This is a genomic window from Pseudomonas sp. NPDC088429 (genome assembly GCF_044753305.1).
GTDB lineage: Bacteria > Pseudomonadota > Gammaproteobacteria > Pseudomonadales > Pseudomonadaceae > Aquipseudomonas > Aquipseudomonas rustica.
Map to the genome: position 1 here is coordinate 237,679 of NZ_JBIVMX010000003.1, position 15,505 is coordinate 253,183.

The 15,505-nt window shown below is 57.9% G+C and carries 13 protein-coding genes and 1 pseudogene; 6 read left to right on the top strand and 8 right to left on the bottom strand.

All coding sequences use genetic code 11. From position 1 onward, the window contains the following. Positions 1-151 precede the first annotated feature (151 nt). Positions 152-1,429 (top strand): OmpP1/FadL family transporter, encoded by a 1,278-nt coding sequence (locus ACIP66_RS03860; RefSeq protein ID WP_400645585.1) that lies wholly within the window; start codon positions 152-154, stop codon positions 1,427-1,429. 190 nt (positions 1,430-1,619) lie between these two features. Further along, positions 1,620-3,125 (top strand): glycine betaine/L-proline transporter ProP, encoded by a 1,506-nt coding sequence (gene proP, locus ACIP66_RS03865; RefSeq protein WP_053120021.1) that lies wholly within the window; start codon positions 1,620-1,622, stop codon positions 3,123-3,125. On the opposite strand, the gene ACIP66_RS03870 is transcribed toward proP, so the two are convergent. The 4 genes and pseudogenes from ACIP66_RS03870 to ACIP66_RS03885 form a co-directional block, all read right to left on the bottom strand. Next, positions 3,115-3,708, bottom strand: a complete 594-nt coding sequence (locus tag ACIP66_RS03870; protein WP_400645589.1) for a nucleotidyltransferase domain-containing protein — start codon at positions 3,706-3,708, stop codon at positions 3,115-3,117. The two genes, proP and ACIP66_RS03870, sit on opposite strands and share 11 nt — an antisense overlap. An 885-nt stretch (positions 3,709-4,593) precedes the next feature. Beyond that, positions 4,594-6,218 (bottom strand): annotated as a pseudogene (locus tag ACIP66_RS03875) (cation acetate symporter). After that, on the bottom strand, positions 6,215-6,526 hold the full coding sequence (locus tag ACIP66_RS03880; protein ID WP_016987516.1) for a DUF485 domain-containing protein: 312 nt from the start codon (positions 6,524-6,526) through the stop codon (positions 6,215-6,217). Before ACIP66_RS03880 ends, ACIP66_RS03875 begins: the two are co-directional and overlap by 4 nt. A gap of 242 nt (positions 6,527-6,768) precedes the next feature. Continuing rightward, complete coding sequence (locus ACIP66_RS03885; RefSeq protein WP_400645592.1) at positions 6,769-7,620, bottom strand: glycine betaine ABC transporter substrate-binding protein; 852 nt, start codon at positions 7,618-7,620, stop codon at positions 6,769-6,771. Positions 7,621-7,906: 286 nt separating this feature from the next. Here ACIP66_RS03885 and ACIP66_RS03890 point away from each other — a divergent pair, with 286 nt between their 5' ends. Further along, on the top strand, positions 7,907-9,502 hold the full coding sequence (locus tag ACIP66_RS03890) for a glycosyl hydrolase family 17 protein (protein WP_400645595.1): 1,596 nt from the start codon (positions 7,907-7,909) through the stop codon (positions 9,500-9,502). An 82-nt stretch (positions 9,503-9,584) separates the two neighbouring features. Here ACIP66_RS03890 and ACIP66_RS03895 read toward each other — a convergent pair whose 3' ends face one another. Further along, on the bottom strand, positions 9,585-9,941 hold the full coding sequence (locus ACIP66_RS03895) for a hypothetical protein (RefSeq protein WP_159815065.1): 357 nt from the start codon (positions 9,939-9,941) through the stop codon (positions 9,585-9,587). Positions 9,942-10,165: 224 nt separating this feature from the next. On the opposite strand from ACIP66_RS03895, the gene ACIP66_RS03900 reads away from it, so the two are divergent. Together ACIP66_RS03900 and ACIP66_RS03905 are read left to right on the top strand one after the other, a co-directional pair. Then, complete coding sequence (locus ACIP66_RS03900; protein WP_053118475.1) at positions 10,166-11,464, top strand: serine/threonine protein kinase; 1,299 nt, start codon at positions 10,166-10,168, stop codon at positions 11,462-11,464. Then, complete coding sequence (locus tag ACIP66_RS03905) at positions 11,457-12,245, top strand: VacJ family lipoprotein (protein WP_053118473.1); 789 nt, start codon at positions 11,457-11,459, stop codon at positions 12,243-12,245. The genes ACIP66_RS03900 and ACIP66_RS03905 overlap by 8 nt, the downstream gene beginning before the upstream one ends. 136 nt (positions 12,246-12,381) lie before the next feature. Here the strand turns inward: ACIP66_RS03905 and ACIP66_RS03910 are convergent, their stop codons facing one another. Beyond that, positions 12,382-13,296 (bottom strand): DUF808 domain-containing protein, encoded by a 915-nt coding sequence (locus ACIP66_RS03910; protein ID WP_053118471.1) that lies wholly within the window; start codon positions 13,294-13,296, stop codon positions 12,382-12,384. A 135-nt stretch (positions 13,297-13,431) separates the two neighbouring features. On the opposite strand from ACIP66_RS03910, the gene ACIP66_RS03915 reads away from it, so the two are divergent. Next, the gene (locus tag ACIP66_RS03915; protein WP_053118469.1) at positions 13,432-14,040 is read left to right on the top strand and encodes a TetR/AcrR family transcriptional regulator; all 609 of its coding nucleotides are present in this window, start codon (positions 13,432-13,434) and stop codon (positions 14,038-14,040) included. A 102-nt stretch (positions 14,041-14,142) separates the two neighbouring features. Here the strand turns inward: ACIP66_RS03915 and ACIP66_RS03920 are convergent, their stop codons facing one another. After that, complete coding sequence (locus ACIP66_RS03920; protein ID WP_400645599.1) at positions 14,143-14,607, bottom strand: REP-associated tyrosine transposase; 465 nt, start codon at positions 14,605-14,607, stop codon at positions 14,143-14,145. A 204-nt stretch (positions 14,608-14,811) separates the two neighbouring features. Then, a complete protein-coding gene (locus ACIP66_RS03925; protein ID WP_053118462.1) occupies positions 14,812-15,252 on the bottom strand; it encodes a heme-binding protein in 441 nt (146 codons plus the stop codon). Positions 15,253-15,505 lie beyond the last annotated feature (253 nt).

The window sequence follows — 15,505 nt, forward strand, 5'->3', positions numbered from 1 at the left end:
TGACGCCTTCGCGAGCAAGCCCGGCTCCTGCAATTCTGCGGTGAAATACATTAGGGACTGACTTACTGACGATACATCCGCCAGGCGACTGGTGCGCGGGCCGATTCCCGTCTAAAACTGATGCACGTCCCTATGTATAAGGAAGTTACGGATGAGATCCACGCACTCACTGTTGATTCTTGCACTGGCCGGCTGCAGCGGGCAGGCATTGGCAGGTGGCATTCAGTTGTATGAAGCAGGACAGGAAGGGGCCGGGCTGGCAAATGCCGGGTCGGCGGCGCAGGCCACCGACCCAAGCGTGATGATGAACAACCCGGCGGGCATCGCGGCGCTCAAGGGCACGCAGGTCAGTCTGACCGGTCAGGCGCTGTTTGGCGGCATCAAGTTTGATCGCGATGGCAACAATGACTTCGCCGGCAACGAGGGCGGCAATCCACTGCCGATCCTGCCGGGCACCAGTCTGTTTATCAGTCATGAGGTCAATGACCGCGCCAGTATCGGTTTCGGCATGTACGGCAACTTCGGCCTGAGCGTGAAGTACGACGATGACTGGGCCGGCCGCTATTTCACTCAGGAATCGACGCTGATCGGCATCTCATTGCAACCGACCTTTGCCTACAAGATCACCGATGACCTGTCGATGGGTATCGGCCCGCGGCTGGTCTACGGCTACTACTACACAAAAATAGCCATCGACAATAACGCGCTCCTGCCCGGCACGCCGTTCCAGCAGGACGGCAACGTGCAATACAAAGACACCGACACCGGCACCGGGATCAACCTCGGCCTGCGTTATCAACTGGATCCGCGCACCACCGTGGGCCTGGCGTATACCAGCAAGGTCAAACTGGAATTCAAGGATTCGCCCTCGGTGCACGGCATTCGCAATCCGCTGCTCAATTTCGCGTTTTCCCGGGCCAACGTCGACGATCTGGAAATCGACATGAACATCCCGCAAACCGCAACCTTGAGCGTTGCCCACCAGTTGAACGAGCAATGGACATTATTGGGTTCCGTTGACTGGCAGGACTGGAGCGATTTTGCCGACATCGGCGTTTCGGTGGATACCGCCGGTGGCGATGTGTCGCGTTCGGTCAACCGTAAATATCAGGACACCTGGCACCTGTCGCTCGGTGCGCAAAATCAGCTCACGCCGAAACTGCGCTGGAACATGGGCGTGGGCTACGACAGCTCGGCGGTGAAAGACAAGGATCGCACCGTCGACAACCCGATGGCCGAAGCCTGGCGGCTGGCAACCGGCGTCAGCTACAAGATGACCGAAGACATGGACATCAACCTCAACTACACCCTGGTGTGGCTGGGTGACATGGATGTTGAACAGACCAAACGCAACGGCCAGACGCTGTCGGGCAGCTACCCCAACGCCCTCCTTCATATCGTTGGCGGCGGCGCGACCTGGCGTTTCTGATCGACATTGGCCGTCGATGAACTAGCCTGTTTGCATGGAGCTTTCAGTTCGCCCGGCACTGCCTTTTGAAGCTCGCCACGAAATAATTCAGTGAACGCTGAATTATTTCGTATCGCCATGTATCTGAACCCAAAGCGCAATGCCATCAAACAGATAGCACCGATTCAGATCAGGTACAGGGAAACCGCCCATGAAATCCAATGAACAAAGCGTCAGTCCAATCAGACTGAAAGACATCACCATTGTCGACGACGCAAAAATGCGCAAAGCGATTACCGCCGCTGCGCTTGGCAACGCCATGGAATGGTTCGACTTTGGCGTGTACGGCTTCGTCGCCTACGTCCTAGGCAAAGTGTTCTTCCCCGGCGCCGACCCCGGCACACAGATGATCGCCGCGTTGGCGACGTTCTCCGTGCCCTTCCTCATTCGTCCTCTGGGCGGCCTGTTTTTCGGCAGGCTAGGCGATAAGTACGGGCGACAGAAAGTCCTCGCCGCGACCATCGTGATCATGTCGCTGAGCACCTTCGCCATCGGTTTGATTCCCTCTTATGCGTCGATCGGCATTTGGGCGCCGATCCTGCTGTTACTGGCGAAAATGGCTCAAGGCTTCTCGGTCGGCGGTGAATACACCGGCGCCTCGATCTTCGTCGCCGAATACGCGCCGGATCGCAAACGCGGCTTCCTCGGCAGCTGGCTGGACTTCGGCTCCATCGCCGGTTTTGTTCTCGGTGCCGGTGTCGTCGTGCTGATTTCCTCGACACTCGGCGAAGAGCAGTTTGAATCCTGGGGCTGGCGCCTGCCGTTCTTCCTCGCCCTGCCCCTGGGCATGATCGGCCTCTACCTGCGCCACGCACTGGAAGAAACACCGGCGTTCCAGCAGCACGTCGAGAAACTCGAACAAGGCGACCGCGAAGGCCTCGCCGATGGCCCGAAAGTCTCGTTCAAGGAAGTCGCCACCAAATACTGGCGCAGCCTGATGACCTGCGTCGGCGTGGTGGTCGTGACCAACGTCACCTACTACATGTTGCTGACGTACATGCCGAGCTACCTGTCGCACAACCTGCACTACAGCGAAAACCGTGGCGTGCTGATCATCATCGCGATCATGGTCGGCATGCTGTTTGTGCAACCGGCGATTGGTTTTATCAGCGACAAGATCGGCCGCAAACCCTTCATCGTCGTCGGCAGTATCGGCCTGTTCATTCTGGCCATTCCGGCGTTCATGCTGATCAACAGCGGCAAGATCGGCCTGATCTTCTCCGGACTGCTGATGCTCGCGGTGCTGCTCAACTTCTTCATCGGCGTCATGGCCTCGACCCTGCCGGCGATGTTCCCTACGCACATTCGCTACAGCGCTTTGGCCGCTGCTTTCAACATCTCCGTGCTGATCGCCGGTTTGACCCCGACCATCGTCGCCTGGCTGGTCGAAAGCACCAACGACTTGTACATGCCGGCTTACTACCTGATGGTCATCGCCGTGGTCGGCCTGTTCACTGGCGTCACCATGAAAGAAACCGCCAACCAGCCCCTGCGCGGCGCGGCCCCGGCGGCTTCGGATCTGGCGGAGGCGAAGGAGCTGTTGAAAGAGCATCACGACAACATTGAGCAGAAAATCGAAGACATCGATGCCGAGATTGCTGAGCTGGAGGCGAAGCGCAAGAACCTGGTGCAGCAGCATCCGCGGATTAATGAGTGAGGTTGGCAATCCATTCGTGCTGCGGATGCAGGCGCAATAGATGATCCACCAGCCATTGCCGATCTTCGCCAGAGAGATTCGGCAATGCGCGGGTGAAATCGCCCTGGTCTTTGGGGCGGGTATTCTTGGCTTTGAACAGCAGCGTGGCGGCGGGTCTCAGGTATGGGATGCCGCTTGCGCTGAGGGCGATCATTTCGGCGCGCGGATAGACAATCGACGTGTCGCGTTTATAGACCCACGACTGCGCACTCCCCGCTTCAAGCATCACATCCACTCGCCAGGCATTCGCCTCGGTATCAAAGCCCCACACCTGAAAAATGTCGTCGCCGGGAAGATCATGCTCCGGCAGGCATTCGAACGCGCCGTTTTTGACGGTGTAGAACTTTAGCTCCGATAACGTCTGCCGGAACAATGGGAAATCCTCACGCCGAACTGTGAACTCCAGGTCACTGTGTTCACGGGTTTGCTGCCCGTGCCACAGATCCAGCGCCCAGCCGCCGACCACGCACCATGGGCGCGCGAGGTGTTGCAGGCGTTGCGACAAATGTTCAGGCGTCCACGCCAACCATGCGTATTCATCCATGATTCAATAACTTCCTCGTCCTTAGAATTTGAAATGCGATTCCCTTGTGGGAGCGGGCTTGCTCGCGAATGCGGTGTGTCATTTACCACATCAGTCTTAGTTTGGTTATTGGGGTTTGGGGTTTGGGGGCATATCCGTTGCTGCGGTGATGGCTGCTGGCGGTTTCGCTCTTACAGCGACTCACTTTTCCAGACGCCGAAAAGTAAGCAAAAGGCTTTCGCCCCGGCGTACGGCACTTCGCTGAGGCTCAGTGTTCCCTCGCTACGGTGTCCATCCGGGGGCATCGCCTACGGTTTGCTTCGCTGCACCTCCTCTCGATGTATTCGACTTCGTCGAACGGCGCTGCGCGCCTACCCCCTGATGAACACCTCCGCTCGGCCTGCCGACGGGGCAAAAGATCAAAAGCCAAAGCCAAAGCCAAAGCAGATCAAAAGATCGCAGCCTTCGGCAGCTCCTACACAGGATGAGCGTTAGCTCGGCTGCAGGTTTTGATCTTGATCCACGGGCGACGTCGGAAGGCTGAGTGGAGGGATTGATCCGGGGGTGGGAGCGCAGCGACCGTTTGGCGCAGCCAAACACAGCGAGAGGAGGTGCAGCGAAGCAAACCGTAGGCGCTGCGCCCGGATCGATCCCGCAGCGAAGGAACCCCGAGCCCCAGCGAGCGGGCCGCACGTAGGAGCAAGCGTTTTTTTGCTTACTTTTTTTTGGCGCTTGTAAAAAAAGTGAGTCGCCGTAAGGGCGAAACCCTAAGCAGCCGTTACCGCAGCAACGGATATGTACTCAATAAACACCAACCACAAAGACATCAGTCCGATAACCGCCCACAAAAAATGCCCCGATCTCTCAACCGGGGCATTCAGCACAACATTACCAACCATCAAACCATCAGTGAGAAACCGCCCCACTCGCCCCCAACCCAGTCTGCGAACGCACAAACTGCGGGAAGAACAGCGCACGTTCTTTGTCCGCCGCCGCCGACTTATCCGTAATCGAGAAGAACCAAATACCCACAAAGGCAATGATCATCGAGAACAGCGCCGGATACTCGTAAGGGAAGATCGCCTTCTCATGATGCAGAATCTGCACCCAGATGGTTGGGCCAAGAATCATCAGACCAACAGCACTGATCAACCCCAACCAGCCGCCAATCATCGCACCGCGTGTGGTCAGCTTCTTCCAGTACATCGAAAGCAACAGCACCGGGAAGTTACAGCTCGCCGCGATCGAGAACGCCAGGCCCACCATGAACGCAATGTTCTGGCTTTCGAACAAAATACCCAGGCCAATCGCCAACACCGCCAAAGCAATGGTGGTGATCTTCGACACACGAATCTCGTCCTTCTCGTTCGCCTTGCCCTTCTTGATCACGCTAGCGTACAGGTCGTGAGACACCGCCGAAGCACCGGCCAGAGTCAGGCCAGCCACAACCGCCAGAATGGTCGCAAACGCTACCGCCGAGATAAAGCCGAGGAAAATACTGCCGCCGACCGCGTTGGCCAAGTGCACCGCCGCCATGTTGTTGCCGCCCAACAGCGCGCCAGCAGCGTCTTTGAAGGCCGGATTGGTGCTGACCAGCAGGATCGCGCCGAAGCCGATGATGAAGGTCAGGATGTAGAAGTAGCCGATGAAGCCAGTCGCATACAACACGCTCTTACGTGCTTCTTTTGCGTCACTCACGGTGAAGAAGCGCATCAGAATGTGTGGCAGGCCAGCGGTACCGAACATCAGCGCCAGACCCAGCGAGAAGGCCGAAATCGGATCCTTGACCAGACCGCCCGGGCTCATGATCGCTTCGCCTTTCGGGTGAACCTTGATCGCTTCCGAGAACAGCATGTTGAAGTCGAAGTTGACGTGCTTCATTACCATCAGCGCCATGAACGAGGCACCGGACAGCAGCAGCACAGCCTTGATGATCTGTACCCAGGTCGTCGCCAGCATGCCGCCGAACAGCACGTACATGCACATCAGGATACCGACCAGAATCACCGCAACGTGGTAATCGAGGCCGAACAACAGCTGGATCAGCTTACCGGCACCGACCATTTGCGCGATCAGGTAGAACGCCACCACCACCAGCGAACCGCAGGCAGACAGGGTGCGAATCTGAGTTTGCCCGAGGCGGTAGGACGCCACGTCGGCAAAGGTGTATTTACCCAGGTTACGCAGACGCTCGGCGATCAGGAACAGAAGATCAGGCCGTCGTAGCCGGAGGTGAACACCAGCGCGGAAATTCCCAGGAAGGACGCCGCCGACATGTAGTCACCGGCAATCGCCAGACCGTTCTGGAAACCGGTGATCTTGCCACCCGCCGCATAGTAGTCGGCGGCCGAATTGTTTTTCTTCGAGGCCCAGTAGGTGATGTACAGCGTGGCACCGACGAACGCCACGAACATCAGGATCGCAGGAATATTCAGCGGCTGTTTGGCCACTTCACCCGTCAGCGCATCCGCCGCCCAGGCACCCGGTGCAAATGCTGCAACACTTAATAAAGCCAGTAGACGCCGGATCATTGCTGAGCCTCCTTGAGAATCGCATTGTTCAGGTCGTCAAACTCGCCATTGGCGCGGCGCACGTAGATACCGGTCAGGATGAAGGCAGACAGAATCAGGCCGACACCGATCGGGATACCCCAGGTAATGGATGATTCAGGACTGATCTTCGCGCCCAGAATATGCGGCCCGTAAGCAATCAGAAGGATGAATGCGGAGTAAAGCCCTAGCATGATTGCCGAGAGAATCCAGGCGAATCGTTCCCTTTTCTGTACCAGCTCCTTGAATCGGGGACTGTTTTGAATCGAGAGGTAAATGCTGTCGTTCATTGTTTTTATCCTCGCAGCACAAATTATTGTTGGAACATAGCTAATGTATGCGGCTGCGGGAGCGGGAACAGACGACCTTAGTAGTAGAACGCCATGACACTTTTGCCAATTTCCGGTACAGCACAAAACAACTGTAGGAGTGAGCCTGCTCGCGATGGCGTTATATCAGTCGATATTTTCATCAACTGACAGGACGCTAGCGCGAGCAGGCTCACTCCTACAGGGGTACAGGGGTGTCGCGGTTATTTGGTCCAGTCAGCCACGCGATCCGGGTGTTTGGCCACCCACGCTTTCGCTGCTGCCTCAGGTTTTGCGCCGTCCTGAATCGCCAGCATCACTTCGCCGATTTCGTCTTTCGAAGCCCACTGGAAGTTCTTCAGGAACTTGGCCACTTCCGGCGCCTTGGCTTCCAGCCCTTTGCTGCCGATGCTGTTCACGGTTTCAGCCGCGCCGTACACGCCTTTCGGGTCATCGAGGAAGCGCAGTTTCCACTTGGCGAACATCCAGTGCGGCACCCAACCGGTGACGGCGATGGATTCGTTTTTCTTCTCGGCACGGGTCAGCTCGGCAATCATGCCGGCGCCGGAACTGGCTTTAAGGCTGTATTTGTCGAGGCCGTAATCCTTGATCGCTTGATCGGTCTTGAGCATCACGCCTGAACCGGCGTCGATGCCGACGATGCGGTTTTTGAAGGTGTCGTCGGTTTTCAGGTCTTCGATCGATTTGGCTTTGACGTACTCCGGCACGATCAGGCCGATTTTTGCATCCTTGAAGTTCGGGCCGTAATCGACGACCAGATCCTTGTTTTTCGTCCAGTATTCGCCGTGCGTTACTGGCAGCCAGGCCGAGAGCATGGCGTCGAGTTTGCCGGTGGCAACGCCCTGCCACATGATCCCGGTGGCGACGGCTTGCAGTTTCACGTCGTAGCCGAGTTTCTGTTTGATCACTTCGGCGGCTACGTGGGTGGTCGCCACGCTGTCGGACCAGCCGTCAACGTAACCGATGTTCAGGGTCTGCTTTTCTGCACTGGCGAAAGTGGAGCTCATCGCAAGCACCAGAGCAGCACTTGCGCCTAAAAGTCGTCGCATCTTCATCGTTACTTCCCCGAAATGCTGCGCCCGACGGATGACGGGCGGCGTCAACGTATTGTTATGGTGCACAGCGCCCCCATCACGCCCGACCGCAAACTCGCTGGAACATCAGTGGAGTGCTGATGCTTTGATCATCAACCTCACGCCCCTCGCGACCTGCTCTGTCAGCGACCTCAAGACAATAAGAAACGACATCAGAAGGCCATTAACGGCCTTCGAATAATTGGCGTCAGACAATCCGCCCGAACTTTGCATGTCAAAATCGTGCGGGCCACCAACCCCTCTATAAATGCAGGTAACATGCGTCGCTTTGCAGCCACTCGGCCCGACCATGTCCGCGACGTCCCGCTTCCCCTTCCCTGCTTATTTATTCGCCTGCCTGCTTGGGCTGTTTGCGCTCGGCGGCTTCTGGTATGGCCTCGGCCAACCGGTGATTCTGCCGGACGCCGCAACGCCAACGCACAAGCTGCAATGCGCGTCCTATACGCCGTTTGATAAGGATCAGTCGCCGTTCGACGTGCCGTTCAAATTGCGCCCGGAGCGCATGGATGCTGACCTCGCGCTGCTGGCGACACGTTTTGAATGCATTCGCACCTACTCGATGACGGGCCTCGAAGCGTTGCCGGATCTGGCGCGCAAACACGGTCTGAAATTGATGATCGGCGCGTGGGTCAACAGCAACCCGGTCGACACTGAAAAAGAAGTCGACCTGCTGATCAAATCGGCCAACGCCAACCCGGACGTGGTCAGCGCAGTGATCGTCGGCAACGAAGCGCTGCTGCGCAAAGAAGTCACCGGCGCGCAACTGGCCCGACTGATCAACAAGGTCAAAAGCCAGGTCAAGCAACCGGTCACGTACGCCGATGTCTGGGAGTTCTGGCTCAAGCACCCGGAAGTCGCGCCGGCGGTGGATTTCCTGACCATTCATTTGCTGCCGTACTGGGAAGATGATCCGTCGAACATTGATGCCGCCCTGCAACACGTGGCGGATGTGCGCCGCGTGTTCGGCAACAAGTTCGCGCCGAAGGACGTGATGATTGGCGAAACCGGTTGGCCGAGCGAAGGCCGTCAGCGCGAGACTGCCCTGCCGAGCCGGGTCAACGAGGCCAAATTCATTCGTGGTTTTGTCGCGATGGCCGAAAAAGAAGGCTGGCATTACAACCTGATCGAAGCGTTTGACCAGCCGTGGAAACGTGGCAGTGAAGGCGCTGTCGGCGGGTATTGGGGTCTGTTTGATGCGGATCGTCAGGACAAAGGCATTCTCGCCGGGCCGGTGACCAATGTGCCGTACTGGAAAGAATGGCTGGCGGTCGGAGGTTTGATTTTCCTCGGCACTTTGCTGCTGGGCGGACGCGTTCGCAGTACGCGCGCTGCACTGGTGTTGCCACTGCTGGGCGCCCTCGCCGCGTGTTCGATTGGCGCATGGGGCGATCTGGCGCGCGTGACCACGCGGTTTACCAGTGAATGGCTGTGGGTCGGCTTGCTGACGGTGTTGAATCTGTTGGTGCTGGCGCATGCGGCGCTGACGCTGAGTGCGCGGACGGGATGGCGTGCACGGGCATTCAATCTGCTGGAGCGTCGCGCTGGCTGGCTGGTCGCGGCGGCAGGATTTGCCGCAGCGGTGATGATGCTGGAGATGGTCTTCGACGCGCGTTATCGCAGCTTTGCGAGCATGGCGTTTGTGCTGCCGGCGCTGGTTTACCTGAGCCGCCCGGTGAGCGTGCCGCGTCGGGAGATTGCCTTGCTGGCGTTTATCGTCGGCGCGGGGATTGCGCCGCAGTTGTATGTGGAAGGTTTGCAGAATCAGCAGGCGTGGGGGTGGGCGTTGGTGAGCGCTTTGATGGTGGCCGCTCTTTGGCGCTGCCTGCGGGTTCGCAGAGGCTGAAGATCAAAAGATCGCAGCCTTCGGCAGCTCCTACAGGGTGTACGTCACCCCAATGTAGGAGCTGCCGCAGGCTGCGATCTTTTTACGCTCTGACCAAACGCAACCCGGCAATCACCGCCGCAAACACCGCCAAAGTGGTGTTGTACAACGCCAGCGCCGGCAAACCGGCCACCAGCGCCAACACCGCCAGCCACCACCCTGCCCGCCCGGGCACGACAAAACCGATCAGCGCCGCACCCAGCGCCGTCCAGCCCAGCACCTTGAAATGAATCATCAAACCAAGGTTCGAGCGCACCTGGCATTCCCAACGGCTGGCCTCATCCACACAGATGCCCACCCATTTGCCGTCCTCCATAAAGCCATAACGCGCGCCATAGCTGGCGGCCAGCCATAACGGCAACAAAACAAGCAGCAAAATCCAGGGCAAGCGGCGGGACATGAAGCACTCCAATCTTCGGAAATCGGCGGCCAGCTTAATCTGCCTTCAATACTTCGCAAGCGATAACAACTGTTAACTGTTCATCAAGGGCGTGCAAAGTGTATCGTCCAGCTACTATTACTCCGAATTCTGCCTGTTTGGTGCCGCTGCATGGCACTTTGGCGCAAACCCGGTGGTCATAGCCTGCGAACTTCATTCGGCACCTTCCTCTAAGGGATCTAGTCATGCTCCGTTCCTTGCGCTTCGCCGCGCTGTTCAGCGGCCTTATTTTGAGTGCGTCCGCACTGGCGGTGGATATCGACCCCGCCAGCTATGGCTACCCCCTCACCAACCCGTTTGAGGCGACTATCGCCACCACCCCGCCGGATTTGCGTCCGGAGCTGCCGCTGGATGACGACATCGATCAGTCCGATCGCAGCCTCACATTGCGCCCGGAGCGTGAATTCATTCTGCCGGACAACTTCTGGGCGGTGAAAAAGCTCACCTACCGCATCGCTACCCAGGACAAACCGGCCCCGCTGATCTTCCTGATCGCCGGCACCGGCGCGCGCTATGACAGCACGCTCAACGAATACCTGAAAAAGCTCTACTACAAGGCCGGCTACCACGTCGTGCAGTTGTCGTCGCCAACCAGTTTCGACTTCATCAGCGCCGCTTCACGTTTTGCCACCCCCGGCATTACCAAGGACGATGCTGAAGACATGTACCGGGTCATGCAGGCCGTGCGGGCGCAGAATCCGAAATTGCCGGTGACCGAGTATTACCTGACCGGTTACAGCCTCGGTGCGCTGGACGCAGCCTTCGTCGCGCACCTAGACGAAACCCGCCGCAGCTTCAACTTCAAGAAAGTCCTGCTGCTCAACCCGCCGGTCAACCTCTACACCTCGATCAGCAACCTCGACAAGCTGGTACAGACCGAAGTGAAAGGCATCAACAACAGCACCACGTTCTATGAACTGGTGCTGAACAAGTTGACCCGCTACTTCCAGCAGAAAGGCTACATCGACCTCAACGATGCGCTGCTCTATGACTTCCAGCAGTCCAAGCAGCATTTGACCAACGAGCAGATGGCGATGTTGATCGGCACCTCGTTCCGCTTTTCGGCCGCCGACATCGCGTTCACCTCGGACTTGATCAATCGTCGTGGTCTGATCACCCCGCCGAAAACCGAGATCACCGAAGGCACCAGCCTCACGCCGTACCTCAAGCGTGCGCTGCAGTGCGACTTCGAATGCTATCTGACCGATCAAGTGATTCCGATGTGGCGCGCGCGCACTGACGGCGGCAGCCTGCTGCAACTGGTCGATCAGGCCAGCCTGTATGCGCTTAAGGATTACCTGCATGACAGCCCAAAAATCGCCGTGATGCACAACGCCGACGACGTGATCCTCGGCCCGGGCGACCTCGGTTTCCTGCGCAAGACCTTTGGCGACCGCCTGACCGTTTATCCATTGGGCGGCCATTGCGGCAACATTAACTACCGCGTCAACAGCGACGCCATGCTGGAGTTCTTCCGTGGCTAAATATCTCCTGCTGGCGACAGCGTTACTCTGTGCAGGCGTGGCTCAGGCCGACAACAGCAAAGCCAATGCACCGGTGGTGGTCGACAGTGACGGCTTCAAGGAGCCGCTGTCGAAACTGAAATTCAATCCGGGCCTGGATCAGCGCGAATTCGAGCGTTCGACGCTCAACGCGCTGAACGTCTACGACCCGCTGGAATCGTGGAACCGCCGCGTTTACCACTTCAACTACCGCTTCGACGAATGGGTGTTCCTGCCGGTGGTCGACGGTTATCGCTACGTGACGCCGAGCTTCGTGCGCACCGGCGTGAGCAACTTCTTCAACAACCTCGGTGACGTGCCGAACCTGATCAACAGCTTGCTGCAGTTCAAGGGCCAGCGTTCGATGGAAACCACCGCGCGCCTGCTGTTCAACACCACGATCGGCATCGGCGGCCTGTGGGATCCGGCGACGGCCATGGGCCTGCCGCGCCAGAGCGAAGACTTTGGTCAGACCCTCGGTTTCTACGGCGTACCGGGCGGTGCCTACTTCGTACTGCCAATCCTCGGCCCGTCGAACATCCGCGACACCGCCGGCCTCGCCGTGGACTACACCGCCGAATCGGCGATCAACTTCCTCAACGTTTCGGAAGTCAGCTCCGACCACCCGGAAGTCTGGGCCCTGCGCGCGGTCGACAAGCGCTACCAGACCAGCTTCCGTTACGGCCAGATGAACTCGCCGTTCGAGTACGAGAAAGTGCGTTACGTGTACACCGAAGCACGCAAGCTGCAGATCGCCGAATAGTTTTCGGCGGGTACAAAAAAGGGCTATTCGATGCGAGTCGAATGGCCCTTTTTTTAGATCAAAGGATCGCAGCCTGCGGCAGCTCCTACATGGGCATCGCGTACACCCTGTAGGAGCTGCCGAAGGTTGCGATCTTTCAGCCTTTAACAGATTTCCAGATTTTGCCGACGACGGAAACCACCGCCAGCACCACTGCCCCGGCAATAATCCCCGCCACGCCATTCAGCAACATCGGCACCGCAAACCCGGCGCCACCCGCCGCCGCGCCCACACCTTCAATCCAGTGATGCACCACCGGCACGCCGTGAGTAAGGATGCCGCCGCCAACCAAAAACATCGCTGCCGTACCGACCACCGACAAGGTTTTCATCATGTACGGTGCCGCGCTCAAAATGCCGCTGCCGATCTTTTTGGCCGCCTGCCCAGGCTTCTGCGTCAGCCACAAACCGAGGTCGTCGAGTTTGACGATGCCCGCCACCAACCCGTAAACACCAACAGTCATGACAATGGCGATGCCCGACATCACGACCACTTGCTGAGTCAGCGACGCATCCGCCACGGTGCCGAGGGTGATCGCGATGATTTCTGCCGAGAGGATGAAATCCGTGCGGATCGCACCCTTGATCTTGTCCTTCTCGTAGGCAACCAGATCGGTCGCAGGATCAGCCACTGCTTCCTTAAGTTGCGCATGCTCGGTGTCGTCTTCAGCCTTGCTGTGCAGAAATTTGTGCGCAAGTTTTTCGAAACCCTCGAAGCACAGGTACGCGCCGCCGACCATCAACAGCGGCGTCACCAGCCACGGCACGAACGCACTGATCGCCAGCGCAGACGGCACCAGGATCAATTTGTTGACGAACGAACCCTTCGCCACCGCCCAGACCACGGGAATTTCCCGCTCGGCACGCACACCGGAGACCTGCTGGGCATTCAGCGCCAGATCATCGCCGAGCACGCCCGCGGTCTTCTTGGCGGCCATTTTGGTCATCAAGGCAACGTCGTCCAGAACGGTGGCGATGTCATCGATCAGCACCAGCAAACTGCTTCCTGCCATGAATCCTGTTTCCTTTTATGTATGAATGTTGCGGAGCATAACGCGACCATAGACCACGCGGTGCATTCTTGAGCGCTGCGCGAGGCCGGTGCTACCATGCGCAACCGCCAGAACAGGCAAGGAACCACCGGGTTTATGAGCACAATCCGCGAGCGCAACAAAGAACTGATCCTGCGTGCCGCCAGTGAGGAGTTTGCCGACAAGGGCTTCGCTGCGACCAAAACCAGCGACATCGCCGCCAAGGCGGGATTGCCCAAGCCCAACGTCTACTACTACTTCAAGTCCAAGGAAAACCTTTACCGCGAGGTATTGGAAAGCATCATCGTGCCGATTTTGCAGGCCTCGACCCCGTTCAATCCGGACGGCGTTCCGAGCGAAGTGCTGAGCGGCTACATCCGCTCGAAGATCCGCATCTCCCGCGATCTGCCGTTCGCCTCGAAAGTGTTCGCCAGCGAAATCATGCACGGCGCCCCACACCTGAGCGCCGACCTGGTCGAACAACTCAACGGCCAGGCCAAGCACAACATCGACTGCATCCAGAGCTGGATCGACCGCGGCCAGATCGCCCCGATCGACCCTAATCACCTGATGTTCAGCATCTGGGCCGCGACCCAGACTTACGCCGACTTCGACTGGCAGATTTCTGCGGTGACGGGGAAAGAGAAGCTGGATGAGGCGGATTATGAAGCGGCGGCGCAGACGATAATCCGGTTGGTGTTGAAGGGGTGTGAGCCGGATCAGTAAGACCGGTAACCGCTTCGCGAGCAAGCTCGCTCCCACAGGGATTTGTGAACGCCACAGATCCAATGTGGGAGCGAGCTTGCTCGCGAATGGAGCAACTCGGTTTTACAGCCCAACCCAAACCGCATCCCACAGCGGATAGTCGCCAAGCTTATCTACCAAGCCTGCCCGCAACGGGTTAGCCACCACGTATCTCGCCATTTTCACTAAATCATCCTCCCGACGCAGTGCCCGATCATGAAAACCCTGCTGCCATAGACTGCCCTTTCTACCAGCCGCCAGATTCACTGCCCTAGCGCTCAACGATTTTGATCTTTGCATCAGCTCACTGAGCGAGCCTCGCTTCAAATCGATCAACCAATGAAAGTGATCGGGCATGACTACCCAGGCCAACGAGTCAGCCAAGCCCTGTTCTTGGGCATTTCGAAATTGATCAACAACCAACCTGCCCAACGCAAACTCTTTGAAGACACGCTCGCGATACAGAGTATTGGCAGTCAGTAGATAAACGCGATTGGGCTCGTCGTAACGACCAAGGCGCAAGCGATGTGAAGCTGACAGTTCCGGCATTCCTTTGCCTCTTTCAGAGATGACCTGAAAGAGTAGATAGGAGCACAGGGATAAGGAGGAAAGACTGTTGGCCAAATGTGTCTGTTGAATTGACTTCGCGAGCAAGCTCGCTCCCACAGGGGATTTGAGGGGTTCATACCTTTTGTGTCAGGACTCAAACCTGTGGGAGCTTGCTCGCGAAGTCGTTAGGTCAGACGCTAAAGATCAAGCAGCCACCCCCGCATCCGCCCGCAACTCCAGCGCCTCCACCGCTTTAATCGCCACTTGCTCATCGATATCCGACAGATCGCCGCTGATCCCGATCGCTCCCAGCACATTCCCCGCCTGATCACGAATCAACACACCGCCCGGTGCCGGCACGACGCTGCCCTGGCCCATGCTGTTGAGCGCGGCAATAAAGGCCGGGCGTTGTTGGGCGTCGAGGGCTAGCAGGCGCGAGCCTTTGCCGAGGGCGATGGCGCCCCAGGCTTTGCCGATGGCGATTTGTGGGCGCAGCAGGCTGGCGCCGTCTTCGCGTTGCAGGGTCACCAGGTGGCCGCCGGTGTCGAGTACTGCGATGGTCAGGGGGGCGGCGTTGATGCCGCGCCCTGCGTTGATGGCCTCGTTGACCAGTTTGACTGCGACTTTCAAGGTTAAAGCGCTCATGGTGCCGTCCTCATTTTGTTATAGGGAAAGTCGTGGGCCTGCGGTTTTGTGCCGCAGTCCGATGCAACAAATAGAACACAATGAATTATTTTTTTGTATACAATAATTCTCGAAAAGCGCCACATGCGACGAAAAGCCACAGTCATAAAGGCTTCCGACGAATGAAACAGGCGCTTGAGAAAATGGATTGACCTGCGCCGTCCGCCGTGAATACACTCTGCGCAAAGCCACTTGTATACAATTCCAAAACGTA

Excerpts from the sequence above, each read along its gene's own strand:
- ACIP66_RS03910 (WP_053118471.1), bottom strand. The coding sequence starts at position 13,296 with ATGGCAGGAAGCAGTTTGCTGGTGCTGATCGATGACATCGCCACCGTT.
- ACIP66_RS03880 (WP_016987516.1), bottom strand. The coding sequence starts at position 6,526 with ATGAACGACAGCATTTACCTCTCGATTCAAAACAGTCCCCGATTCAAG.
- ACIP66_RS03915 (WP_053118469.1), top strand. The coding sequence starts at position 13,432 with ATGAGCACAATCCGCGAGCGCAACAAAGAACTGATCCTGCGTGCCGCC.
- ACIP66_RS03895 (WP_159815065.1), bottom strand. The coding sequence starts at position 9,941 with ATGTCCCGCCGCTTGCCCTGGATTTTGCTGCTTGTTTTGTTGCCGTTA.
- proP (WP_053120021.1), top strand. The coding sequence starts at position 1,620 with ATGAAATCCAATGAACAAAGCGTCAGTCCAATCAGACTGAAAGACATC.
- ACIP66_RS03885 (WP_400645592.1), bottom strand. The coding sequence starts at position 7,620 with ATGAAGATGCGACGACTTTTAGGCGCAAGTGCTGCTCTGGTGCTTGCG.
- ACIP66_RS03890 (WP_400645595.1), top strand. The coding sequence starts at position 7,907 with ATGCAGGTAACATGCGTCGCTTTGCAGCCACTCGGCCCGACCATGTCC.
- ACIP66_RS03870 (WP_400645589.1), bottom strand. The coding sequence starts at position 3,708 with ATGGATGAATACGCATGGTTGGCGTGGACGCCTGAACATTTGTCGCAA.
- ACIP66_RS03925 (WP_053118462.1), bottom strand. The coding sequence starts at position 15,252 with ATGAGCGCTTTAACCTTGAAAGTCGCAGTCAAACTGGTCAACGAGGCC.
- ACIP66_RS03860 (WP_400645585.1), top strand. The coding sequence starts at position 152 with ATGAGATCCACGCACTCACTGTTGATTCTTGCACTGGCCGGCTGCAGC.
- ACIP66_RS03900 (WP_053118475.1), top strand. The coding sequence starts at position 10,166 with ATGCTCCGTTCCTTGCGCTTCGCCGCGCTGTTCAGCGGCCTTATTTTG.
- ACIP66_RS03920 (WP_400645599.1), bottom strand. The coding sequence starts at position 14,607 with ATGCCGGAACTGTCAGCTTCACATCGCTTGCGCCTTGGTCGTTACGAC.